A 23634-nucleotide genomic window follows, 5' to 3' on the forward strand; every position below is an offset into this window, starting at 1 on the left:
TCAGGGGGTGCGGCCCCACCCCGACGAATCAGGCCGCACCCACCCGCCCGGGGGCCCGCGCGCGGCGGCGGCACACCCCTACGGGAAAAAGACAGACATCGTCCACCTGCCGTGGCGATACGCGCCCGCGATGTTTTAAAGATATATCCAGACAGGAATGACACACACCGCGTGCGGGCGTCCCCTGACGGAGACGGGGGCGTGGATGACCCGAGCGTGTGTGTCGCAATCAAGACTCCGCGTGTATCACCGCGCGGTTCCTACGTATTGCGCGAGCGCTGCCAGTCTTTAGACTTTTCCGACGCGAAGCCCCCCGCGCGTAAGTCACCACATCCCAAGGAATGCACCATGGCCCTTCCGTCCACGCTGCGTCTTCCCCCGACCGCGGAGGTCGCCTTCGGCGCCACGGTGCTGAAGCAGCCGGAGCTGTTGCGAAGGGCGGCCCGGGTGGCGCGGCGGCTGCGGGCCGAGTGGAACGTCCAGCCGGGAGACCGCGTGGGGTTGATGGTGGTGCCCGGGCCGGAGGTCATCCCGGCCATCCTGGGCATCTGGATGGCGGGCGCGGCCTACGTGCCGTTGGACCCGTTCCTCCCCGACGAGCGGCTGCTGCGCATCCTGCGCGACGCGGGCCTGCGCGGCGTCGTCACGCAGCGCATGCACCGCGTCTCCGTGGGGCTCCTGGAGACGTGGCTGGGGACGCCCCTGCCCTTCCTGGAGGCGGACGCGGCGGCGGTGGACGCGGCGGAGGACGGCGAGGTCCCGGACGTCATCGACGCGCCGTTGGAGCGGCCCGCCTACCTCATCTACACCTCCGGCAGCACGGGTGAGCCCAAGGGCGTGGTGTGCACGTTCCGGGGGCTCGTGAACCTGGTGCAGGGCGTGGCGCCGCTCCTGGGCCTGGGGCCGGACACGCGGCACCTCCAGTTCGCCAGCATCAACTTCGACGCGTCCGTGTGGGAGGTGTTCCCCACGCTGTTCGCGGGCGGCACCGTGGTGCAGGGCACGCGCGAGGACCTGCTGCCCGGCCGGCGCATGGCGGACTACCTGCGCCGGCAGCGCGTGACGCACCTGTGCCTGCCGCCGTCCGTGCTGGGGCAGTTGGGGCCGCACGTGGACACGCTGCCGGACGTGGCGTGCGTGGTGATGGCGGGCGAGCGCTGCCCGGCGCCGCTCGCGGAGCGGTGGCACGCGTCCGGCCGCCGCGTCTTCAACGCCTACGGCCCCACGGAGGGGACGGTCTGCGCGACCGCGTACCGGGTGAAGGGCGGCGAGTCGCCCGTGCCCATCGGGCAGGCGCTGCCGGGCGTGCGCGTGCGCGTGGTGGGGCCGGACGGCCAGGACGTCGCGGTGGGCGCCACGGGTGAGGTGTGGATTGGCGGCGAGGGCGTGGCGGAGGGCTACCGCCACCAGCCCGAGCGCACGCGGGAGCGCTTCCCCACGGATGCGCAGGGCGCCCGGTGGTACCGCACCGGGGACGAGGCCGTGCGCCGCGAGGACGGGGCGCTGATGTTCCTGGGCCGGATGGACCAGCAGGTGAAGCTGCGCGGCTTCCGCATCGAGCTGGAGGCCATCGAGCAGGCGCTGTACGCGTATCCGGGCGTCGCGCAGGCGGCGGTGACGGTCTTCGAGCACACGGACGCGCAGGGCCAGACGACGGGCCTGCTGGTGGCGTACCACAGCGTGCAGGAGGGCCACACGGTGTCGCTGGACGCGCTGCGCGCGCACCTGGGCGCCGCGCTGCCGGACTACATGGTGCCGCACCGCTTCGTGGCGCTGCCGCGCCTGCCGCTCATGCCCCACCTGGGCAAGGTGGACCGGGCGGCGCTGCCGCCGCCGGCGGACTGGGTGGGCGCCACCACGGCAGAGCCCCACGCCGCGCCCGCGACGCCCGCCACCCCCATCGAACGGCTGTGCCGCGCCTTCGAGCGAGGACTGCGCGCGGCCCCGGGCACCGTCACGGCGAACACGCACTTCTTCCAGGCGGGCGGTGACTCGCTGGGCGTGGCGCACGTGCTGGCCCAGGTGGAGGAGGACTTCGGCGTGTCGCTGCCGTCGCGCCGCGTGTACTCGCACCCCACGCCCACGCTGCTGCTGCCCTTCTGCGAGGCCGGCGCGGCTCCGGCCGAAGCGGGCCCCCAGGGCGTGCGCGCCACGCTGCTGACGGACGCGCGGTCCGCGGCCCTGCCCCGGCTGACGGCCCCCGTGCCCGTCACGCAGCCGCCGCGCACGCTCCTGCTCACGGGGGCGACGGGGTTCCTGGGCATCCACCTGCTGGCCGCGCTGGCGCCCCGCGTGGAGCGCATCCACTGCCTGGTGCGGGCGCGCGACGACGCGGAGGCCGGCGCGCGGCTTCGCGCCACGGCGCGCAAGTACGGCGTGCACCTGCCCTGGCGCGACGGGCGCATCCAGGCGGTGGCGGGCGACATCACCCGGACGCGGCTGGGGCTGGAGGCGTCCGTGCATGACGCCCTGGCGCTCCAGTGCGACGCGGTGGTGCACTCGGCCGCGAGCATCAGCTACATCCTGCCGTACGCGGATGCGGGGCGGCCCAACGTCGCCGGCACGCAGCAGGTGCTGTCCTTCTGCGCGCACGGCCGCGCGAAGCCGCTGCACCACGTGTCCTCGCTCAGCGTCCACGGCGCGGTGGGCACGCTGCTGGGCCTGGAGGAGGTGGACGAGGACTTCGCGCTGGAGCGCTCGCTGGACCTGATGGCCTACGAGAACGGCTACACGCGGGCCAAGTGGGTCGCGGAGCGGCTCGCCGTGGACGCGCGCGACAGCGGCCTGCCCGTCAGCATCTACCGGCCGGGCTTCATCCAGGGCCACAGCCGCACGGGCATCGGCAACGCGGACGACATGCTGTGCCGGCTGCTGGTGGGCAACGCGCAACTGGGCATGTCGCCGGACCTGCCGGACAAGTACTGGCTGCCGGTGCCGGTGGACTACGTGGCCAGCGCCACCGCGCACCTGGTGCTCACCCAGGCGCCGGGCGACACGTACAACCTGGCGCCGGAGCGCGAGCAGGAGCCCTCCCACAACGCCCTCTTCGACATGCTGGGCGAGCACGGGCACCCGGTGCGCCGCGTGGCGCCCGCGGTGTGGCTGCGCGAGCTGGGGCGGGTGGGGCCGGACAACGCCCTCTTCCCGCTGGTCGCGTTCCTGCGGGAGAAGGTCTACCACGGCACCCGCACGGTGCTGGAGCTGCACCACCGCACGCCGCGCGTGCGCACGGACCACACCCGCGCCGCGCTGGCGGGCACGGACATCCAGTGCCCGGACATCGACTCGGCCCTGCTGCGCCGCTACGTGAAGGACCTCTTCGCGCGCCACCGCGCCGCGGCCCTCGCCGCGTAGGCGAGGGCGGGGGCGTCAGTGGTGCGGCGGGGACTTCACATGTCCGTCGCCGAAGCGGTAGTGGGCCACCACCGGCTGGTGGTCCGAGGACTCCGTGGAGCGGTCCACCTCGAAGAGGACCGGAATCAGGGAGCGCGTCGCGTAGAAGTTGTCGAAGCGCTTGCCGGTGGCGTGCACCACGCCGTGGCTGTCCGGGTGCGAGGTGAGCGTGGCGCAGTCCGCGATGTCCTGCAGCCGCCACCACGCGGGGCTGTGCTTGGGAATCTGGCCGGAGCTCAGCTCCTGGCGGGCGTGCTGGGGCGTCGTCAGCGAGTGGTCCGCCAGCCGCACGCGCACCGTCGTCGCGTGGCACACCGTCTCCGGCAGGTCCTGCTCCAGCGTGTGCAGCTCATGGCGCAGGCGCGGGTCCGCGATGTTGCCCACGCCGCGGTCGCCCACCGTGACGTTGTGCATGTCGTCGCCGTAGCGCTGGCGGAACTCCTCGATGGTGTCCGTGTCGTTGTCCTGCTTCGGGTGCAGCAGGTGCGCCACCAGCCAGGAGCCGCCCCGCTTGATGGCGGTGTTGGCGTTGAAGTCGCCCAGCACGACGGCGGGGACGCCCTCGCGGCGGCGCAGGAGCGCGTTGAGCTGGCGCAGGTTGAGGGCGTTGATGCCCGAGTCCCCCAGCGCGTGGTGCAGGTTGTAGAGGTAGAGCGGGCGGCCCTCCACCTGGACCTTCAGCCACAGCACGCCCCGGTCCTCCACCAGCTCCCCCGCGTAGCCCTGGCGCGTGATGGCCTCATCGCGCTCGGCGTCCGTGAGGACGTAGGTGAAGTGCGCGGCGTCCACGATGGGGTGGCGGCTCAGCCAGGCCTTGCCGTTCACCAGCCGGGTGCCGTTGTCGCCGTCGCTGCCCTGGTACGCCAGGTGGAAGCCGAAGCGGGACGCGAGCAGCACCGACATGGGCACGCCCGCCTCCTGCAGGCCGATGACGTCCGGCATGCGGTCCTGGGCCTCCAGTTGGGTGAAGTACTCCAGCAGCGCCTCCTGGCGCTCGCCGCCCAGGAGGATGTTGTAGCTCATCACCGTGAGGCCCGGTCCCCGGGGCGCGCGCGGCGCGGGGTGGTGCACGATGAAGGTGCGGCCGTCTCCCAGCCGGCGCTCGCTGGAGGGCAGCGGCACGGCCTGGAAGTCCGGCAGGGTCAGGGTGGGGTCACGCCTCGGCAAGACATCCTCCGGCCCGCTCGGCTTGCGTCCGAGCAGGTGTCCCACGGCGGGCAGGTGCTCCAGCACTTCGGGCATCTTCATGCCGCCCTCCCCTTGCTGGGGCGCCAGGCCCGCGGGGTGCCACGAGCAGAGGGGAAGCGATGTCGGGCGTCATGCCGTCGCGCTGTGAATTCCACCGAGCCTCCATCCAGAAGTCCTCCGCTCAAGTTCGTGGCGGGAGGCCTCGTCCGCCAGCGTCATGCAGGGGGCGGGCGCTCGGCCGGAGGGTTGCCCTGCGTGCGCCGGGCGTCGGACGGTGCACATCCGCCGGTGGCGGAATCGGCCCGGGGCTGGGGCGCGGGTGGTTAGATGGACGGGCGATGAAGGAACTCGATGAGCTGCTGCGGGCATGCGGGCGTGCCTCCGGCCCGGTGGTGCTGGCGACGGTGGTGGCGGTGTCCGGTTCGTCGTACCGGCGCCCGGGTGCCCGCATGCTGATGGGCGCGGACGGGTGGCTCGCGGGCGGGGTGAGCGGCGGGTGTCTGGAGGGAGACCTGGTGCGCAAGGCCTTCTTCTGGACGTCGGATGGGCCGCGCGTGCTGCGCTACGACACCACCGGCGACGCCGCGGAGGACGAGGGCGGCCTGTCGTTCGCGCTCGGGTGCAACGGCGTGGTGGACATCCTGCTGGAGCGCTGGGAGCAAGGCCCGGGTGACGCGCTCGGCTTCGCGGCGGAGGCGCGCAAGCAGTCGCTGCGCGCGGTGGTGGCCACCGTGTACCGGGGCCCCGAGGACGCGGTGGGTTCGCGGCTGATGCTGCGCGAGGACGGCGTGTCGGCGGGCAACCTCCAGGGCGCGCTGCTCGAGCCGGTGCGCGCGGCGGCGACGGAGGCGCTGGTGCGCGGCGAGCCCTGGAGCGGCGCGTGCGGGGGGGCGGAGGTGCTGGTGGAGGTGGTGGAGCCGGCGCCGCCGGTGGTGGTGTTCGGCAGCGGCTTCGACGTCGCGCCCGTGGTGTCGCGCGCGCAGGGGCTGGGGTGGCACCTCACGGTGGTGGCGGACCGGCCCGTGGAGCTGCTGCGCCGCAGGTTCCCGGGGGCCCAGGCGCACGTCGCGTCACGGGCCAGCGAGGTGTTGGAGAAGGTGCCGCTGTCCGCGCGCAGCGTGGTGCTGGTGATGACGCACAGCCTGCCGCAGGACCGGGAGCTGCTGGAGCGGCTGGTGCCGCTGCCGGTGCGCTACCTGGGAGTGCTCGGGCCACGCGCGAGGACGGAGCGCATCTTGCGGGAGCTGGCGCGTACGCCCACCGCCGCGCAGTTGGAGAAGCTGCACGCGCCCATGGGGCTGGACCTGGGCGCGGAGGGCGCGGACGAGATTGCGCTGTCCATCATCGCGGAGGTGCAGGCGGTGCTGGCCGGACGCGACGGAGGACGGCTGCGCGAGCGGCAGGCGCCCATCCACGCGGAGGCCACCCCGCCGGAGCGCAGGTCGGCGTGAGGGACCGCCTCCGCGAGACGCACGTGACCAACGGGCTCGCGACACGCACGGCGCATGCGCCCATCTTCGCGCGGAGGCGCGCATGAGCGTCGCCATCGTGCTGCTCGCCGCGGGGAGTTCTTCGCGGCTGGGACAGCCCAAGCAGCTCCTGCGCCATGAAGGCATGTCACTGGTTCGGCGCGCGGCGGAGCGGGCGCTGGCCGCGAGTCCCCTGGTCGCAGTGGTGCTCGGCGCGCGGCGTGAGGACGTCGCCTCGGAGCTGGACGGGCTCGCCGTGCGGTGCGTGGACAACCCGGACTGGGCGCTGGGTCAGGGCTCCTCGCTTCACGCGGGCCTGCGGGCGCTCCCCCCGGACGTGGACGGCGCCCTCTTGATGCTCTGCGATCAGCTCCGCGTGGACGCGGCCCACCTGCGCTCGCTCATCTCGACCTTCGAGCGCACGCGCGCGCCCATCGTCGCGTCCTCCTACGCGGGCACCCGGGGCGTCCCCGCCCTCTTCTCCCGCGCCCTCTTCCCCGAACTGGACGCCCTTCCCGCCACGGGCGGCGCACGCGGACTCATCGCCCGGGACCCTTCTCGCGTCGTGGAGGTCCCGCTGCCCGGCGGCGAGGAGGACGTGGACACCGCCGAGGACGCCCTGCGCCTCACGCGCCCCGGACGCGGTGGGTGATGCCCTCCGGCCCGGCCACCACCAGGTCGGTGGTCAGGTTCAGGAACAGGCCGTGCGCCATCACCCCGGCGCGGGACTCCACCTTCGCGGCCAGCGCCGCCGGGTCGCTGATGGGACCGAAGTCACAGTCCAACACCACGTTGCCCTGATCCGTGTGGTACGGCGCCCCGTCCAGCGCGAGCCGCACCACCACGCGCGCGCCCAGCGACTCCAGGAACAGCGCCTGCGAGCGCCAGCCGAAGGGCAGCACCTCCACCGGCACCGGCCACTTCGTGCCCAGCCGGGGCGACAGCTTGGCCGCGTCCACCACGATGACCTCGCGGCGGCTGGCCTGCGCCACCACCTTCTCGCGCAGCAGCGCCCCACCGCCGCCCTTGATGAGCGACAGGTCCGGCGCCACCTCGTCCGCGCCGTCGATGGTGAGGTCCACCACCGGGTGCACGTCCAGCGTGGTGAGCGGCACGCCCAGCGACGCGGCCAGTGCCTCCGTCGCATGAGACGTGGGGATGCCCACCACGTCCTTCAACGCCCCGGCGGAGAGCAGCGCGCCCAGCCGCCGCACCGCGTGCGCGGCCGTGCTGCCCGTGCCCAACCCCACCACCATGCCCGGCTGGATGAAGTCCACCGCGCGCTCCGCCGCCGCGCGCCTGTAGGAAGCCGAAGCACTCTCGTCGGAAGTCATCGCGGGCTCAGGGAAGGAAGCGGCTCAGTGCGGCGACCCAGGATGCCCGGAGTCGGCCGGAGGTGCACGCCGCGCTTCACTTCGCGGCGGCGCGAGTGGACCCGCCAACAGTGCCTCGTCCGCGTTCCCCAACCCGGAGGGCGCGGCCACCGTCTGACGGCGCTCCCGCCTCCACGTCTTGCGGCGCTCGCGCTGCACCTCCGTGAGCAGCACCTGCCCCGCCGCCGCCGCCGGCACCGCGAGGATGACGCCCAGCAGCCCCGCGACCGTGCCTCCCACCAGCGCCACCAGGGAGATGAGCAGCGGGTTCATCTTGATGGCGCGCCGCTGCACCAGGGGGCTGAGCAGGTGGGCCTCGAACTGCTGGTAGACCATGAACAGCGCCAGCGCGAGGAGCGCCCGCTTCGAGCCCACCGACGCCAACGTGGTGACGGCCACCAGCAGCGCGGTGATGATGCTGCCGATGAACGGGATGAGCCCCAGCACCATCGCCACCAGGCCGAGCGGCAGGAAGTACGGCACCCCCAGCGCCAGCGACATGCCCGCCGTGAAGGCGCCGCCCACCGAGACGATGAGCAGCGTGCCGAAGAGGTAGTTGCCCACCGCCTCGCGCATCCGGCCCACCACGCGGCGCACGCGGGCACGGTTGCGCGGACGCACCCAGCCCAGGATGCTCGCGTAGAGGTCGTGCCCGAAGAGCAGACCGAACACGGCCAGCGCCAGCACCGTGATGCCCGCGCCCAGCAACTCCACCGTGGACGACAGCACCGTGATGAGCGGCCGGGCCAGGATGCCGGGCTCCACGTTGAACGCGTCCTGCGGATGCGACAACACGCCGAAGTGCTCGTCCAGCTTGCGCACCCACGGGGCCTGGGTCAGCTCGGTGAAGAAGACCGGCGCCGCCTCCACCAGGTGCTGGAGCTGCTCCACGAGCAGCGGCACCAGCGTGAGGATGAGCAGGCCGATGATTCCCAACAGCGTCAACGCGATGAGCGCCACGCCCAGGCCCCGGCGCAGGCCCCACGACTGAAACCGGCGCACGACGGGCTCCGCCGCCAGCCCCAGGAGCAGCGCCGCCGCCAGCAGCGTCAGCACGGGTCCCAGGCTCCGCATCGCCGTGCCCAGCAACACGAGCAGCACCACCTGGGCACCGACCGACCACACCGTCCGGGGCGGCACGTAGACCGGCAGCCCCTTGCGCGAAGGCCTCATGCACTCAAGGTAGGGAGTGCCCTCCAGGCAGGCGACAGGCTTCCACGGACCGTCCCAAGTGGACGCCACGTGAAGCTGGTGCCCGACCGGTGGGCAGGCGGGCAGCCTGTGGCGCCCGTCCATCGCTCCGGGCAGACTGCCGCGCCCATGGACAAGCCCCAGACAATGCGGTCCTTCGTGAAGCTGCTGGTGACGGATGCGCAGGCCTCCGTCCGCTTCTATGAAGGCCTCGGCTTCGAACGCATCGCGTCGGACCCTCCCATCCTCCGCCTCCAGTGGGGCGGCGAATCGGACGTGTACCTCGTGAGCCCTCCTTCGAACCTGAAGCTGGAGGGGCGAAGGGGCATGGGCGTGCTCGTGGGCTTCCGCGCGGGCTCGGACGGCGTGGACGCGGTGGCCGCGAAGGCGGCGGCGCTGGGCGCGCACGTGGAGGGCCCGACGGTGCAGCCCTGGTACACCCGCGAAGTCGTCGTCACGGACCCGGACGGCTACCGGCTCAACTTCATCGAACCCGCCTGACGCGCGGCCCCGGGGACGCCGCCGCCCCGACACTTGATTGCCCCAGCGGCTTGCGCCAGCCTGTCGCGGCCTCCGTGAGCACACCCCGCTACTTCGTTCCCCACGCCGCCAGCCCGGTCGAACCCGTGCCGTGCGATGCCTCGGAGGTCGTCCACGTCCTGGACGCCTTCCGGCTGGAGCCCGCCTCCCTGGGCGAAGCCGAGTGGTTCGTCTGCACCGACGTCGTGGGCCAGCTCCAGCTCATCCCCGGCAGCGAACGCGCGCGGCTGCCCGCGTCCGTGCAGGCGCAGCTCGCGCACCATGAAGTCGCCTCCGGCAAGCCCCCGCGCCGCCTGGCCGCGACGGAGCTGTTCTTCTTCTCCACGGAGGTGGTGGAGCACCCCTCCAACACGGAGGGCTTCAACGACCCCGTCTACCTCTACGGGACGCTCACGGGCCCGTGGCCGGGCAACGCCGTCACGCGCGTGAACGGGCAGCTCACCGTCACCCGGGGCGACGTGCTCGCGGGCTTCGCGCACGGCGCGCAGGAGGCCTTCCACTACGTGCAGGACGCGGAGAGCCGCGACGCGCCTCGCGCCTACCACGCGCTGTTGCCGGGCGACCGCGCGGATCAACTGGCGCAGGGACGCGGGCTCGTCCTCACCTACCCCGCGGTGCCCGCGGAGCTGCAGGCCCACCACGCCGCCAACGGCGCGCAGGTCGCGAGCGTGCTGCACGCGGTGCTCAGCCAGCTCCAGGAGGACGCGCGCGCGAACCAGGGCCCCCAGGCCATCGCTTCGCTGGAGCTGCCCGTGCCGAGCCGCGCGATGGCCATCGCGGACCTGGAGCTGCGCGGCTACGAGGTGAAGGGCGACCTCGCCACGCCGCGCCCCACGAAGGGTGGGCTGGTGGGGAAGCTCGCCGGGTGGCTCCAGGACGAAGCCGTGCGCGTGCCCCGGGAAGCGCCGCCGCCGGAGTTCCTGGAGCTCGCGCGCCGGGTGCTGCCGCTCCTGCCGGGCTGGCCCACGGAGACGGAGCGCGCGCTGCGCGCCCACGTGCTCGCGGGCACGCCGGTGACGCGCCCCACGGTGCCTCGCGCGCCCACCCCGCCCGCGTCCATCCCGCCGCGCCTGCCCACGCCGCCCGTGCGCTCCAGCGACTGGATGCGGGACTTCATCGACGCGCATGGCAAGCCCGGCGGCGAGAAGCCGCGCCTCACGCGCATGCAGCCGAAGCCCGCGCCCCGCCCGCCGCCCGCGAAGCCCGCATCCCCGGCCTCATGGCAGGCGGACTTCGCGCCGGCTCCGGCCGCGCCCGCCCGCCCGGACACCCGGCGGCAGGAGAAGTCGCCCGCCCCGCCCGCCAAGAAGCCGGACTGGATGAGCGACTTCGACGACTGACCCCCTCGCGCGTTTGCGCGGCTCGCACACCGGGCGATAGCGTTTTCACCCTCCAGAAAGGCAGACCATGGGACACGAGAAGCCGATCGAGCCGTTTTCGGACCTGCACCGCGAAGGGGACCACGTGCGCGCGGTGCTGCTGCACGACCCCACGGTGGAAGGCCTGGACATGGCCATCTACATGGACGCGTCGGGCAGCATGCGCGAGGAGTACGCCTACAAGGCGCAGCAGCGCACCTTCCTGGAGTGGCTGCGCGGCGCGCCGCTGAAGGAGCCCTCCAACGACGTGGAGCCGCAGGTCCGGTGGATGCTGGAGTACCTGGCCACCAAGGACCGCAACGGCCTCCTGCGCGTGGCCTACTGGGCCTGTGGCACCAACGGCCGCCAGGTGGAGCCCGTGGGTGAGCTCAAGGGCACCGACGTGAAGCAGTACAAGTTCCCCGGCGCGAAGCAGTTGGGCGGCTACACGTACCTGGAGCCCGCGCTGCGCGACTACGTGAAGTACCTGGAGGAGCAGGTGAAGGTGGGCGCGAAGCGCGGCTGCGCCATCATCGTCACCGACGGCCGCCTCCATGACGCCGAAGCGGTGGAGAAGTTCTCCGAGGAGGTCGCGAAGAAGATCGCCTCCGGCCGCCTGCCGCGCATCAACTTCGTGCTGGTGGGCGTGGGCGACGACATCGACGAGGAGCAGTTGGAGCACATCGCCCACGCGGAGTACCCGGGCGTGGGCCACCTCTGGTGCCACCGCATCGCGAAGGAGATCACCCAGGTGGCGGAGCTGGTCGCGGTGCTGGTGGACGAGACCATGACGGTCGCCGCCGGCGGCACCATCTACGACGACAAGGGCCAGGTGCTGAAGACGTACGAGGGCCGCCTGCCCGCGGTGCTGGAGTTCGAGGTGCCGGAAGAGGCGAAGAGCTTCACGCTGGAGGTGAACGGCCAGCGCTACACCCAGCCGCTCCCCGACGAAGAGCACCACGACGAGGACGAAGACGAGGACCACCACTGATGGCCGGCCACGAAGTCATCAACCGCCCCTTCTCCGACGTCCACCGGATGGGCAACAAGGTCGTCGCGACGCTGTTGCACGACCCCACCGTGGAGGGCCTGGACGTGGCCCTCTACATGGACGGCTCCGCGAGCATGGAGAACGCGTACGGGCCGCGCGGCATCCTGGCGAAGCTCGCCCCGGTGAAGAACCAGGTCGAGCCGCAGATGCAGTGGATGCTGGAGTACCTGGCCAACAAGGACCGGGACGGCAAGGTGCGCGTCACCTACTGGGCCTGCGGCGACGGCACCCAGTTGGAGGTGGTGGGCGACCTCACGGGCCCGCAGGCCAAGGGCTACCGCTTTCCCGGGCCCAAGTCCTACGGCAAGGCCACGGTGATGCTGCCGGTGCTGCGCGACTTCGTGGCGCACATCAAGCAGCAGGTGGGCGAAGGCGCCAGGCGGGGCCTGGCGGTCATCATCACGGACTCGCAGATCAACGACGCCCATGACGTGACGGCCTACGCCACGCAGGTGGCCAAGGAGATCGCCTCCGGCCGCCTGCCGCGCATCAACTTCGTCTTCATGGGCGTGGGCGAGCACGTGGACGAGGAGCAGATGGAGGAGATCTCCCATACGACCTATCCGGGCGTGGGACACCTCTGGTGCCACCGCCACGCGGACCGCATGGAGGAGATGGCGGAGCTCGTGGCCGTGCTGGTGGACGAGACCATGACCGTCGCCGCGGGCGGCACCGTCTACGACGAGCAGGGCAACGTCCTGAAGACGTACGAGGGCCGCCTGCCCGCGGTGCTGGAGTTCGAGATTCCCCCGACGTGCAAGCGCTTCACGCTGGAGGTCGCCGGCCAGCGCTTCGACCAGCCCGTCCCCGAGGAGCACGAGGACGGGGACCACGACGAGGATGAGGACGACGACCCCAAGGCGGAAGCTCCGCCTCCGGCCGCCGCGTCCTCGCACTCACGCCGCGGACACCGCCACTAGGGCGACAGGAAGAGCCAAGCCATGTCGGAGCAGAAGAAGAGCGGTTCGCGGTTCGGCACGCTGAACATCAAGGGCCTCAAGGAGGCGCCAGCCGGCGGCAACGCCGTGCAGCGCCACGTCCACGGCCCGGGGTGCGACCACGACCACGACCATGGCCATGAAGGCCATGATCACGGGCACGCGCATGCGCACGGCGAGCCCCACGCGCACGGCCCCTCCTGCTCCCATGGCCACGACCACGGGCATGACCACCACGGCCATGCCCACTCCCAGCGCGTCATCCGTCCGCCGGCCCACCGTCCGGCGGAGGGGGGCGGCGCGGCGCTCCAGTTGGACCTGGAGGGCACGCTGCCGGGAGAGACGGACGACCAGGGCCGCTTCGCGCGGCTGGAGGCGGCCCTGGAGTCGCAGCACGGCATCACCGACGTGCACCTGCGCCGCGACGCGGGCCACGCGGAGGTGTGCATCCACTACCAGCCGTCGCTGGTGAGCGTGTCTCAGTTGCTGACGCTCGCTCGGAAGACGGGCGCGCAGGTGGCCGCGCGCTACCTGCATCACACCTGGTTCGTGCGCGGGATGGACTCCGCGGACGCGGCCCAGGTCATCGAGCACGCGGTCTCCAGGATGAAGGGCGTGCTCACCGCCAGCGTCGCGTACGCCAGCGAGCGCCTGGTCATCGAGTACGACAAGCAGGAGCTGAAGCTCCCGGACGTGGAGGCCCGGGTGAAGTCGCTCGGGTACGGGCTGGAAGTGCCCATGGCGGGCCACGCCTGTTCGCACCACGCGCACGGTGGCGGCCTGGCACCGCTGCTGGAGCTGCCGCTGGTGGTCGCGTCCGGCGTGCTGCTGGCGGCGGGCTTCGGGGTGGAGCACTTCGCGCTGGCGCCGCCGCTGGTGGCCACGGTGCTCTGGGCGCTGTCCATGGCGAGCGGCGGCTTCTTCGCCATCCGGGGCTCGGTGCAGTCCATCGCGCAACTGCGCATCGACATCGAGACGATGATGGTCGTGGCGGCGCTGGGCGCGGCGGTGCTCGGCGCGTGGTTCGAGGGCGCGTTCCTGCTCTTCCTCTTCAGCGCGGGCCACGCGCTGGAGCACCGGGCCATGGAGAAGGCGCGCCGCTCCATTGAAGCGCTGGGCCAGTTGCGTCCCGAAGTGGCGCGCGTGCGCCGGGGCTCGGAGGTGGTGGAGGTGCCGGTGGCGGACGTGAAGCGCGGTGAGCGCATCGTCGTGCGCCCGGGCGACCGCGTCCCGCTGGACGGCGTCATCCTGGAAGGAAAGAGTTCCCTGGACCAGGCGGCCATCACCGGCGAGTCCATGCCGGTGGCGCGCAAGCCGGGCGACGAGGTGTTCTCCGGCACCATCAACTGCGAGGCGGCGCTGGAGGTGGAGGTGACGCGCCTGTCGTCGGAGTCCGTGCTGGCGCGCGTGGTGGACATGGTGGCGCAGGCGGAGGCGCAGAAGGGCAAGCGGCAGCGCTTCGCCCAGCGCCTGGAGCGCACCGTGGCGCCGCTCGTGATGGCGTCCGCGGTGGTGTTCCCGGTGGTGCTGGTGCTGACGGGCACGCCGATGAAGGAAGCGGTGCTGCGCGCGGTGGGGCTGCTGGTGGCCGCGTCGCCGTGCGCGCTCGCCATCTCCACGCCGTCCGCCGTGCTCTCCGCGGTGGCGTCGGCCGCGCGCGGCGGCGTGCTGATCAAGGGCGGCATCTACCTGGAGCTGTTGAGCGGCATCCGCGCCATCGCCTTCGACAAGACGGGCACGCTCACCGTGGGCCGCCCCCGGCTGCTGACCACGTGGGCCGCGCCGGGCGTGACGCGCGAGGAGCTCTTGGGCACCGCTGCGGGCGTGGAGGCGCTGTCCGCGCACCCGCTGGCCAGGGCGGTGGTGGACGGCGCCGCGGAGGCGCGCATCGCCGTGCCCGCGGGCCGCGACCTGGAGGCCATCCACGGCCAGGGCATCCGCGCGAAGGTGGGCGACGACGCCGTGGAGGTGGGCAGCACGGCCCTCTTCGCGGGCGAGGCCATTCCCTCGGAGGTCACCGCGGAGGTGACGCGGCTGGAGGAGGCGGGCCAGACGACGATGGTGGTGCGCCGCGCGGGCCGCTACCTGGGCGTGCTGGGCGTGGCGGACACGCTGCGCGGCGGCGCGCGTCAGGTGGTGCAGGCGCTGAAGGCGGGCGGCATCGAGCGCACGGTGATGCTGTCCGGAGACAACGCGCTCGTGGCCCGCTCCATCGCGCAGCAGGTGGGCCTGGACGAGGCGAAGGCGCCGCTGATGCCCGTGGACAAGGTGACCGCGGTGAAGGAGCTGGGCCGCACGCACGCGGTGGCCATGGTGGGCGACGGCGTCAACGACGCGCCCGCGCTCGCCGCCGCGGCGGTGGGCGTGGCCATGGGCGGCGCCGGCAGTGACGCGGCGCTGGAGACGGCGGACGTGGTGCTGATGAGCGACGACCTGGCGAAGCTGCCCTTCGCGCTGGAGCTGTCCAGGCGCGCCACGGCGGTGATGAAGCAGAACCTGGTCATCGCGCTGGGCGTGAGCGCCGTCCTCGTCGTCGCCGCCGTGCTGGGCCTCACGCGCATCAGCCAGGCCGTGGTGCTCCACGAGGGCAGCACGCTGCTCGTCGTCTTCAACGGCCTGCGCCTGCTCGCCTTCCGGCCGAAGGCGCCCGCCTCGCCGCCCCAGCCCGCCACCGGCCCGCAGCCCGCCGCCGGTTAGCCCGCCCGCGTCATGATTGGCATGACAACTTCCCCCACGCCCGGAGGAGCGGGCGCACGCGGGACGTGTTGTCTTGCGGGCGGCATGACTTGAAGTGGATGCACGCAGCGCGTCGTGAGCGGGGTGTCACAGGCGGCGCGGGTTGAACGTGGCATGGTGGGGACCCCCATGCCCGTCAGCGTCTTCGACCTCTTCAAGATTGGAATTGGACCCTCCAGCTCGCACACGGTGGGGCCCATGCGCGCGGCCCGCACGTTCGTGGTGGGGCTGTCGGACGCGGGGCTCCTGGAGCGCGTGACGCGGCTCAAGGTGGAGCTGTTCGGTTCGCTGGGCGCGACGGGCAAGGGGCACGGCAGCGACAAGGCGGTGCTGCTGGGCCTGCGCGGCGACACGCCCGAGGACGTGGACGTGGAGCTGGTGCCCTCCATCGTCGCGCACTGGCGCGCGGAGGGGCGCGTGTCGCTGCTCCAGCGGCTGGTGCTCCCCTTCCGCGACGGCGAGCACCTGGTGATGCACAAGCGCAAGGTGCTGCCCTACCACCCCAACGGCATGCGCTTCACCGCGTTCGGCGAGGGCGGCGAGACGCTGGCCTGCCGCATCTACTACTCGGTGGGCGGCGGCTTCGTGGTGGACGAGCACGCGGCGGCGGGCGCGGATCCGCTGCGCGCGGAGAGCGCGTCGGTGCCGCTGCCCTTCAAGTCCGCGGAGGAGCTGCTCCAGCACTGCGAGCGGGAGCGGCTGCCCATCAGCTCGGTGATGCTGCGCAACGAGCTGACGTCGCGGAGCGAGGAGGACATCCGCGCGGGGCTCTTGCGTATCTGGACGGTGATGCAGGCGTGCGTGACGCGCGGGTGCACCACGGGGGGCATCCTGCCCGGCGGGCTGAAGGTGGAGCGGCGCGCGGCGGCGATGTACCAGCGGCTCATCAGCCGGCCGGAGGCGGGGCTCACCAATCCGTTGACGGTGCTGGACTGGGTGAACCTGTACGCGCTCGCGGTGAACGAGGAGAACGCGGCGGGCGGGCGCGTCGTCACCGCGCCCACGAACGGCGCGGCGGGCATCATCCCGGCGGTGCTGCACTACTACTGGCGCTTCGTGCCGGGGGCGAACGCGGACGGCGTGGTGCGCTTCCTCCTCACGGCGGGGGCCATTGGCGCGCTCTACAAGGAGAACGCGTCCATCAGCGGCGCGGAGGTGGGCTGCCAGGGTGAGGTGGGCAGCGCGTGCTCCATGGCGGCGGGAGGGCTCGCGGAGGTGCTGGGCGGCACGCCGTTGCAGGTGGAGAACGCGGCGGAGATCGCCATGGAGCACAACCTGGGGCTCACCTGCGACCCGATTGGCGGGCTGGTGCAGGTGCCCTGCATCGAGCGCAACGCGATGGCGTCCGTGAAGGCCATCAACGCGGTGCGCATGGCGCTGTCCGGCGACGGGAAGCACTTCGTCAGCCTGGACAAGGTCATCAAGACGATGCGCGACACCGGCCGCGACATGAAGGACAAGTACAAGGAGACCGCGCGCGGCGGCCTCGCGGTCAACGTCCTGGAGGTCGCGAACCTCAGCGTCGGCCTGCCGGAGTGCTGAGGCCTCCGGAGGCCTGAAGCCCTACCGCCTGCGCTTGCCACCACGCCCGGCGGACACGGGCACTGCCTTCACCACCGGCGAGGGCCGTGCGGAGAGCCAGGCCTCGACCTCCTTCGACTGCGCGGTGCGCCCCGAGGACCTGAAGCGCGCGAGCGCCTGTGACGCCGCGTCGCGCGCCTCCGCCTCCTCGCCGCCCTTCCACAGCGCCTGCGCCAGCGCGAAGCCGGACTCACCCAGCGAGTCCTCCTGCACGTCCTTGAAGGACAGCGCCCGCTTCAGCGAGGCAATCGCCTCACGCGTGCGGCCCAGCCCCAGTTGCGCCTGCCCCACGCCGTCGAGCGAGTAGTAGACCAGCTCGTCCTCGGGCCCCAGCTTCGCCTCCTTCACCTTCAGCGCTTCCTCGTAGTCCCGCAGCGCGTCCTCGTAGCGATGGAGCGCGAGCAGGCTCATGCCCTCCTCGTCCAGCGCCTCCGCCAGCTTCACGCTATCGTTCCCCAGCAGCGTGCGGTGCAGCGACACCGACACCCGCGCGTGCTCCAGCGCACCGGTGAAGTCCCGCTGCTCACGCAGCGCCATGGACAGCGCCTGGTGCCGGCGCGCCGTGTCCAGGTGCACGGGCCCCATCGCCTTCTCCGTCTGCGCCAGCGCGTCCTTCAGCACCGTCACCGCCTGCGCGCTCTTGCCCGTCTCCAGCAGCGTGCGCCCCAGCGTGAACGCCACCCGCGCCCGCTTCGGGTGCCCTTCCGGGAGCGCCTTCGCCAGCAGCCCCGACGCCTGCTCCAGCAGCTTCAGCGCGTCGTCCGGGCGCTCCTGCATCAACGCGAGGTTGGCCGCGTTCACCTTCAGGTCGCTCTCCAGCACCGCGTCGCCGCCCACGCGCTGGAGCGTCGCCTCGCCCAGCCGGCCCCAGCGCTGCGCGAGCGCGAACTGCTCCTGCTCGCCGTCCACGTAGAGCAGCTTGTTCATCACCGCCACCGCGAGCCGGTCCGCGCGGCCAGCCTCCGCGTCGTAGACGGCCTGCTCCAACACCGCGCCACCCGCGGCCTTGTCGCCCAGCACCGCCTGCGCCCAACCCAGGTGGAAGCGCAGTTCCGCCATCAGCGGCAGGTAGCCCGTGGCCATCACGCGCGCCTCCGCGGCCTTCGCCAGCTCCAGCGCCTTGGGCATCCGGCTCAGGTCCACGCGGGCCTTCACGTCCGCCAGCGTCCCCTCCAGCGCCTCCAGCTCCGCGCGCTTCGCGGGATCCGCGGGCCGGGGCTGAAGCTCCGTCAGTGACTCCACGTCCGCGCAGTCGCCCGGCGCAGGCAGCGCGTACGCCGCGTCCAGCGACTTGTCCACCAGCGCCACGTCCGCCGTCTGGAGCGTGGCCACCAGCGCGCCCAGGTCCTTGCGCCGCCGCTCCAGGCACACGAAGCGCTGGGACAGCAGCTCCTCCGTCTGCACCTCGCGCACGCGCGTGTCCTCGCACGCCGCCGTGTGCTGCTTCGCCCACTCCGCGCCGTAGCCGTCCAGCACCTCGCCCACCCGGCGCGCCATGTCCTGCGCCACCGGGCTCTTCGTCGCCAGGAACGACTGCTTCACCTTCTCTCGCGCGTCCGGCCCCCAGCGCTCCGCCACCAGGTTCGCGGCGCCCTCGCACACCTGGGAGCGCGACCACGCCACCCCGCCCGCCACGCCCAGCACCACCGTGGCCGCCACCGCCGCTCCCGCGCGGCGCTGGAGCAGGGCCCGCCGCTCCCGCTGGCCCAGCACCGTCAACAGCTCCGCCATGGAGCGGAACCGGTCGCGAGGCTCCAGCGACAGCCCCTTCATCAGCGCGCGGCGCACCCACGCCGGCACCTTCGAGTCGCGCGGCGGCTCCAGGATGGGCGACGGCGGCAGCACCTGCACCGCCGCGGCCCGTGTCACGCCGGGCTCGTCCTCCGCGCCCACCTGGGGCCTGAGCTGGGACGCCACCCGCGACAGCTCGTCCGGGTCGAACGGGCGGATGCCGTACAGCGCGCGGTACAGCGCCGCGCAGAAGCTGAACTGATCCGACCGCGAGTCCAGCAGCTCCCCCCGGAACTGCTCCGGGGACATGTACGCGGGCGTGCCCATCACCAGGCCCGCCTGCGTGAGCTGCGAGTTCAACGGCGAGTCGTCCCCCACCGGCCGCGTGCGCTCGCCGTCCTCGTCGTCCTCCACCTCGCCCATGGGCCGCGCCAGCCCGAAGTCCGTGACGTAGACGCGCCCGTCCTTGCCCACCAGCACGTTGGCCGGCTTGAAGTCCCGGTGCACCAGCCCCGCCACGTGCGCCGCCTCCAGGCCCCGCCCCGCCGCCAAGTACTTGTCCAGCAGCTCCTGCCACGTCCGCGGCTTCGCCTTCGTCCAGTCGCGCAGCGTGCCGCCGTCCACCAGCGCCATCGCCACGTAGACCTGCTGCTCCCACTGCCCCACCTCGAAGACGGGGATGACGTTGGGATGGGAGATGCGCGCCATGGCCTGCGCCTCGCGCAACAGCCGCGCCCGCCCCTGCTCCAGGTCCTCGTGGCTGCCCTTCACCCGCAGGAGCTTCAGCGCCACCTTGCGGTCCAGGTCCGGGTCATAGGCGGCGTACACCACCCCCATGCCCCCCTGCCCCAGCACCTTCAGCGGGACGAACCGGCCCACCTGCCGTGACGACAGCCGCTGCGACTCGCCGCCCCCCGCCCCTCGCGACGGCGCCGAGGCCTCCGCCCCGCCCCGCCCTGTCGCTGGCGCGCTGCCTCGGCCCGTACCGTAAGTTTCTCGCGACGTCGAAACGCGCGGCGCGGAGCCGGGCGCGGAAGCCCCGTCGTCCCTGTCATGCCGGTTCGCCATGGGTCCAGTGTACCCCTCATTCCAGGATTCCATGGTTCTTCGGCCCGGCCGCCTGCCCGGTTGCGTCGGAAATCACGCGCTTCCCTCAAAAGCCGTGATCCGGAAGCAACCCCCAAAGTCCTGCGCGGATAATGCGGGAGGAAAAAGACCCAGACGCGACAGGAGACGCCTCATGGCACTCGGTATTGGCTCCAAGCTCGATTCGGTCATGGCCCGCATCCGCCAGGCCGCGGAGCAGGCCCGCGCGGAGATGGCGGCGGCCGCCCAGTCCGTGAAGGAGCCCCTGCCGGACGCTCCGGACGCCAAGCCGCTCAACGCCGCGGAGGGCCGCTACCTGGACTCCTTCCAGGAGGAGCGCGCCAAGAAGATGGGCATGCCGGAGCTGGCCGCCCCCCCGCCGCCGGGCACGGACCCGGCCGCCAGCGCCATCCCCACCAACGAGGCGACGCAGGCCCAGAAGGAGCAGGGCTGGAACGCGCCGCAGACGACGGTCGCGCAGACGAGCAAGAAGGGCTGCGCGGAGGCCACCCTCACGTACCTGGAGCAGTCCAGCGCCGAGGAGGCCGCCCCGCTGACGCAGCAGGAGGCCCGCGAGAAGGTCCGCAACAAGGCGGACACGATGAGCACGTCCGTGCGGGACCGCGTGGACGTGAACCTGGATGACGGCGCGACCCCGGACGAGATGGGCGCCATGCTCGGCAGCATGGGCATCAAGGTCACCAACGGCTTCAACGAGTGCGACACGGACGCGCTGAGCGGCGCGCTGAAGCACGGTCAGATGGCGCTGGCGCTGGTGGACTCCAACGCCCTGCTCAACACGACCCTGGCCGAAGGCGACAAGGGCCCGGAGAGCGGCGAGCTGCACTGGCTCACCATCGACGGCGTGAACCCGGGCAAGAGCAAGGGCACGGACGACGACCTCTACCGCGTGCGCGACCCCGTCAACGGCGCCTACTGGGTGAAGGCCAGCGACCTGAAGAAGAGCATCGAACAGGCCCAGGCGCAGCACGGCAGCGGCGGCGTGATGACCGTCCAGAAGGACGGCACCGCGAAGACGACCGAGCAGCGCGAGGCCCTGGCCCAATCCAACCTGGAGCGTACCCAGTCCCTGGGCAAGGGCAACGGCGGGGCCAGCCGGCGCCTGAGCGTGGGCGAGTCCAGCTAGGCCCCGCGCGCCTCCCCTGCTTCACCCCGACGCCTTCCCCCGGACTCGAGCCAGGGGAAGGCGTCCGCGCGTCCGGAGGACTCCCGCGCGCGGCGCTCAGGTGCCGTCGATGAGGCGGTTGGCCAGGTCCGGGCTGAACTGTCCGGCGGGCGTGCCCGGCGCGATGCCGCACTGGCCATCCGAGTCCCCCGGCGTCTTCACCCAGAGGAGCATCTCCGCGCCGCCGCCCGTCTGCGACGTCACGCCCAGCTTGCGGCCCGCGGGGTTGCACCACTCGCCGTTGGAGCCGTTGCCGTTGCGGCTGGTGTCGATGACGTACTGCCGCGTGTAGCCGTAGCGGCTGTTGAGCGCGGCGTTCACCGTGTTGCCGTACGTGGAGGTCTGCGCGGTGGGGTAGAAGTTGGAGACGTTGAGGGAGAAGCCGCGCACGTTGCGCACGCCCGCGGACTCCAGGCGCTGCGCCATGGTGTCGGCGGTAATCCAGCTCGCGTTGCCGCCGTCCAGGTAGGTCCACGTGTTGGGCGCGCGGTCGCGCAGTTGCTCGGAGGCGTAGCGGATGAGGCTCAGCCGCGTGGCGCGCTCCGTGTCGTTGGGGAGGCAGTCGAGCTGCGCGACGGCGTCCGGCTCCACGATGACCACCGCCGGCCGGTTGCCGATGGCCGTCGCGAAGGCGGAAATCCACGCGCGGTACGCGTCCGCGCTGCCGGCCCCGCCGCCGGAGTGGCTGCCGCAGTCACGGCCGGGGATGTTGTAGGCCACCAGCACGGGCAGCTTGTCCGCCGCGTCCGCCGCGGCCACGAAGTTGGACACATCCTGGGAGATGTTGCTGTTCCAGTTGCCGAACCAGCGCGCCATCGGCTTGGAGGCGATGGACGCCTGGATGCGCGACGCGCGGCCATCCCCGCTGTTGTTGCGCACCCACACCGCGGGGTTGGAGTTGGGGTCCACGTAGAAGCCGCTCGTCATCGCCACCGGGCCGGAGCCGGTGCCGCCCTCCGTGGTGAGCGAGATGTCATCCAGCCGCACCGTGACGGCGTTCGTCCGGCCGCCCAACTGGAACGTCACCTGTCCCTGGGCGGACGTGAACGACGACGTGAAGGGGAAGGAGAACCGGCGCGACGTGCCGTCCAGCGTGAAGGACTGCGTGAGCGTGGCCGTGTACGGAGACACCTCCTGCTGCACGGTGGCCCGCGCGGTGATGGCCGCCGTGGCGGTGGCGGTGAACGCCAGCGTGTACGTCTTCCCGGCGGTGAGCGTCAGGCCGCTCTGTCCCACGATGGCGTCCCACGGGTTCGCCGTGTTCGCCGCCACGTCCACGCGCCACGCGCCGCCCTCCACATAGGACTGCGTGCTGGCGTTGTTCCACCACGGCGCCACGGTGCCGGAGCTGAAGGTGCCGTTGGTGAGCAGCTCGGTGAGCGCGGCCTCCCGCGCGGTGAGCGCCGGAGCGTCGGCCGGAGCGTCAGGAGTGACAGGCTCCGCCGGGCCACAGGCCGCGAGCGCGAACAGCGGGACGAACGACAACCGACGCACGGAACGAGGGATGCGCATGAAGGGGAGCTCCTCACCACGGGGGAGCCCCCTTCTTGCGGCGCGCCACCCAGGAATACAAGACTAAGCGGCTATTTCAGCTATTGACGGAATATTGCCGGGCCCTTCACGCCGAGCGGCCAACCGCGCGGGGCTCACGGCCCCTGCGGGCCGGGGCTGGAGTTGCCGCCGTCGGTGACGTAGCGCCACTGACCGTCGGCCTGCCGGCGCCAGACGGTGAGGTACTTCACGTGGTCCACCTCCGGCTGGCCCTTCGCGTCCTTGCCCGTGGCGATGGCGCGGCCCACCGTGTACGCGAGGTCGCCGGAGCCCGCCGCGTCGCCCAGCACCGGCTCCCAGCGCAGGTCGATGGCCTCCAGCGTGAACGGCGCGTAGGCCTTCGCGATGGCGTCATGGCCGAAGATGCCGGCGGTTCCCTGCGGCATCACCGCGTCCTCCGCGGCCCAGGCGGTGAAGGCCTTGCCCATGCCCTCGGTGATGGACATGGCGGAGAACGCGCTGTCCGCGGCCTTCGCCTCCTCCAGCACCTTCGCGGGCGCGAGCGCGCGCGGCTCCGGCGCCGGCTGCGTGGACGAAGGCGGGAAGCCCGCGGGCGGCGTCATCGGCGCCTTGGCGGCGTTGAGCACCGCCACCGCCACGCGCCACTGCCCGTCCGGCTGGCGCTTCCACGCCGTGATGTAGCGCGCGGTCGGCCGGACCGACGTGCCCCCCGACTCCACGGACACGTTGCCCACCGCGTACCCCAGCGTCCCGTCCGCGCTGACGTCCCAGCGCACGGGCGCCCAGCGCACCTTGCCCTCCGCCTCCAGCGGATGCGCGGCCAGCCACGCGCGGATGGCCTCCTTGCCCTTCTGCGCGTACGCGCCGTCCACCAGCAGCACCGCGTCGTCCGCGACGAAGTCCGCGAACGCCTGCGCCGAACCGGCCTTCTCCGCCGCGTCCGACATCGCCTGATCCGCCGCGCGCAGCCCCGCGCGCTGGTCCTCCAGCGATTGCCTCGCCGCCACGGCCTCCGCCCCCGGCCCGGAGGCCTTCGCGCCACCACACCCAAGGGTCCCCAACGCCGCGACGACGAGCGCGCCCGCGAACATCCGTTTCATGTGCTGACTTCCTTTCCTGGAAGAGGCCTGGAGCATGCCAGACCCAGCCCGGCCCAGGAGGGCGGAATGCCGCGCTCCGCCATCAACGACATACATTGTCATCGCACTGCGCAAGAGCCTCTTCCCACACCAACCCCTACCACCAACACATGGGCAACTATTGACCCATTTGATTTCCCACTCTTCTAGATTTTATATTTT

16 protein-coding genes are annotated in these 23634 nt (G+C 72.3%); 10 read left to right on the forward strand and 6 right to left on the reverse strand.

Features of this window, described 5'->3' with window-relative positions; genetic code table 11:
* Positions 1–348 precede the first annotated feature (348 nt).
* Positions 349–3354, forward strand: a complete 3006-nt coding sequence (locus K8612_RS18230) for an amino acid adenylation domain-containing protein (RefSeq protein WP_223763187.1) — start codon at positions 349–351, stop codon at positions 3352–3354.
* 15 nt (positions 3355–3369) lie between these two features.
* Here the strand turns inward: K8612_RS18230 and K8612_RS18235 are convergent, their stop codons facing one another.
* Complete coding sequence (locus K8612_RS18235; protein ID WP_223739078.1) at positions 3370–4641, reverse strand: endonuclease/exonuclease/phosphatase family protein; 1272 nt, start codon at positions 4639–4641, stop codon at positions 3370–3372.
* 278 nt (positions 4642–4919) lie between these two features.
* Here K8612_RS18235 and K8612_RS18240 point away from each other — a divergent pair, with 278 nt between their 5' ends.
* Positions 4920–6032 (forward strand): XdhC family protein, encoded by a 1113-nt coding sequence (locus tag K8612_RS18240; protein WP_223763188.1) that lies wholly within the window; start codon positions 4920–4922, stop codon positions 6030–6032.
* Between the two features lie 82 nt (positions 6033–6114).
* A complete protein-coding gene (locus K8612_RS18245; RefSeq protein WP_223763189.1) occupies positions 6115–6702 on the forward strand; it encodes an NTP transferase domain-containing protein in 588 nt (195 codons plus the stop codon).
* Here the strand turns inward: K8612_RS18245 and rpiA are convergent.
* Together rpiA and K8612_RS18255 are read right to left on the reverse strand one after the other, a co-directional pair.
* On the reverse strand, positions 6677–7384 hold the full coding sequence (rpiA, locus tag K8612_RS18250) for a ribose-5-phosphate isomerase RpiA (protein WP_223763190.1): 708 nt from the start codon (positions 7382–7384) through the stop codon (positions 6677–6679). The genes K8612_RS18245 and rpiA overlap by 26 nt on opposite strands.
* A gap of 24 nt (positions 7385–7408) precedes the next feature.
* Complete coding sequence (locus tag K8612_RS18255) at positions 7409–8596, reverse strand: AI-2E family transporter (RefSeq protein WP_223763191.1); 1188 nt, start codon at positions 8594–8596, stop codon at positions 7409–7411.
* Between the two features lie 165 nt (positions 8597–8761).
* Between K8612_RS18255 and K8612_RS18260 the strand changes: the two genes are divergently transcribed.
* From K8612_RS18260 to K8612_RS18290, 6 genes are all read left to right on the forward strand, one after another.
* A complete protein-coding gene (locus tag K8612_RS18260; RefSeq protein WP_223739073.1) occupies positions 8762–9115 on the forward strand; it encodes a VOC family protein in 354 nt (117 codons plus the stop codon).
* Positions 9116–9189: 74 nt separating this feature from the next.
* Complete coding sequence (locus tag K8612_RS18265) at positions 9190–10494, forward strand: hypothetical protein (RefSeq protein ID WP_223763192.1); 1305 nt, start codon at positions 9190–9192, stop codon at positions 10492–10494.
* A gap of 67 nt (positions 10495–10561) precedes the next feature.
* Positions 10562–11503, forward strand: coding sequence for a vWA domain-containing protein (locus K8612_RS18270; protein ID WP_223763193.1), 942 nt, complete (start codon positions 10562–10564; stop codon positions 11501–11503).
* Complete coding sequence (locus tag K8612_RS18275; RefSeq protein ID WP_223763194.1) at positions 11503–12483, forward strand: VWA domain-containing protein; 981 nt, start codon at positions 11503–11505, stop codon at positions 12481–12483. Before K8612_RS18270 ends, K8612_RS18275 begins: the two co-directional genes overlap by 1 nt.
* Before the next feature lie 21 nt (positions 12484–12504).
* Positions 12505–15198, forward strand: coding sequence for a heavy metal translocating P-type ATPase (locus tag K8612_RS18285; RefSeq protein WP_306799670.1), 2694 nt, complete (start codon positions 12505–12507; stop codon positions 15196–15198).
* Positions 15199–15366: 168 nt separating this feature from the next.
* Positions 15367–16779: an L-serine ammonia-lyase gene (locus tag K8612_RS18290; protein WP_223739069.1), complete on the forward strand. Its 1413-nt coding sequence runs from the start codon at positions 15367–15369 to the stop codon at positions 16777–16779.
* A 21-nt stretch (positions 16780–16800) separates the two neighbouring features.
* Here K8612_RS18290 and K8612_RS18295 read toward each other — a convergent pair whose 3' ends face one another.
* Positions 16801–19617 (reverse strand): serine/threonine-protein kinase, encoded by a 2817-nt coding sequence (locus K8612_RS18295; RefSeq protein WP_373692116.1) that lies wholly within the window; start codon positions 19615–19617, stop codon positions 16801–16803.
* 172 nt (positions 19618–19789) lie between these two features.
* Here K8612_RS18295 and K8612_RS18300 point away from each other — a divergent pair, with 172 nt between their 5' ends.
* A complete protein-coding gene (locus K8612_RS18300; protein ID WP_223739068.1) occupies positions 19790–20782 on the forward strand; it encodes a hypothetical protein in 993 nt (330 codons plus the stop codon).
* A gap of 96 nt (positions 20783–20878) precedes the next feature.
* Here the strand turns inward: K8612_RS18300 and K8612_RS18305 are convergent, their stop codons facing one another.
* Both K8612_RS18305 and K8612_RS18310 read right to left on the reverse strand, forming a co-directional pair.
* Positions 20879–22333, reverse strand: a complete 1455-nt coding sequence (locus K8612_RS18305) for a glycoside hydrolase family 6 protein (RefSeq protein WP_223763196.1) — start codon at positions 22331–22333, stop codon at positions 20879–20881.
* A 134-nt stretch (positions 22334–22467) separates the two neighbouring features.
* Positions 22468–23433 carry a DUF4440 domain-containing protein gene (locus K8612_RS18310; RefSeq protein WP_223739066.1) on the reverse strand — a complete coding sequence of 322 codons (966 nt, stop codon included), beginning with the start codon at positions 23431–23433 and terminating at the stop codon, positions 22468–22470.
* Between the last annotated feature and the right edge of the window lie 201 nt (positions 23434–23634).

This window comes from Corallococcus sp. AS-1-6, assembly GCF_020037015.1.
Classification (GTDB): domain Bacteria; phylum Myxococcota; class Myxococcia; order Myxococcales; family Myxococcaceae; genus Corallococcus.

Excerpts from the sequence above, each read along its gene's own strand:
- K8612_RS18235 (WP_223739078.1), bottom strand. The coding sequence starts at position 4,641 with ATGAAGATGCCCGAAGTGCTGGAGCACCTGCCCGCCGTGGGACACCTG.
- K8612_RS18230 (WP_223763187.1), top strand. The coding sequence starts at position 349 with ATGGCCCTTCCGTCCACGCTGCGTCTTCCCCCGACCGCGGAGGTCGCC.
- K8612_RS18275 (WP_223763194.1), top strand. The coding sequence starts at position 11,503 with ATGGCCGGCCACGAAGTCATCAACCGCCCCTTCTCCGACGTCCACCGG.
- K8612_RS18260 (WP_223739073.1), top strand. The coding sequence starts at position 8,762 with ATGCGGTCCTTCGTGAAGCTGCTGGTGACGGATGCGCAGGCCTCCGTC.
- K8612_RS18310 (WP_223739066.1), bottom strand. The coding sequence starts at position 23,433 with ATGAAACGGATGTTCGCGGGCGCGCTCGTCGTCGCGGCGTTGGGGACC.
- K8612_RS18295 (WP_373692116.1), bottom strand. The coding sequence starts at position 19,617 with ATGGCGAACCGGCATGACAGGGACGACGGGGCTTCCGCGCCCGGCTCC.
- K8612_RS18305 (WP_223763196.1), bottom strand. The coding sequence starts at position 22,333 with ATGCGCATCCCTCGTTCCGTGCGTCGGTTGTCGTTCGTCCCGCTGTTC.
- rpiA (WP_223763190.1), bottom strand. The coding sequence starts at position 7,384 with ATGACTTCCGACGAGAGTGCTTCGGCTTCCTACAGGCGCGCGGCGGCG.
- K8612_RS18270 (WP_223763193.1), top strand. The coding sequence starts at position 10,562 with ATGGGACACGAGAAGCCGATCGAGCCGTTTTCGGACCTGCACCGCGAA.
- K8612_RS18285 (WP_306799670.1), top strand. The coding sequence starts at position 12,505 with ATGTCGGAGCAGAAGAAGAGCGGTTCGCGGTTCGGCACGCTGAACATC.
- K8612_RS18290 (WP_223739069.1), top strand. The coding sequence starts at position 15,367 with ATGCCCGTCAGCGTCTTCGACCTCTTCAAGATTGGAATTGGACCCTCC.
- K8612_RS18245 (WP_223763189.1), top strand. The coding sequence starts at position 6,115 with ATGAGCGTCGCCATCGTGCTGCTCGCCGCGGGGAGTTCTTCGCGGCTG.
- K8612_RS18240 (WP_223763188.1), top strand. The coding sequence starts at position 4,920 with ATGAAGGAACTCGATGAGCTGCTGCGGGCATGCGGGCGTGCCTCCGGC.
- K8612_RS18300 (WP_223739068.1), top strand. The coding sequence starts at position 19,790 with ATGGCACTCGGTATTGGCTCCAAGCTCGATTCGGTCATGGCCCGCATC.
- K8612_RS18255 (WP_223763191.1), bottom strand. The coding sequence starts at position 8,596 with ATGAGGCCTTCGCGCAAGGGGCTGCCGGTCTACGTGCCGCCCCGGACG.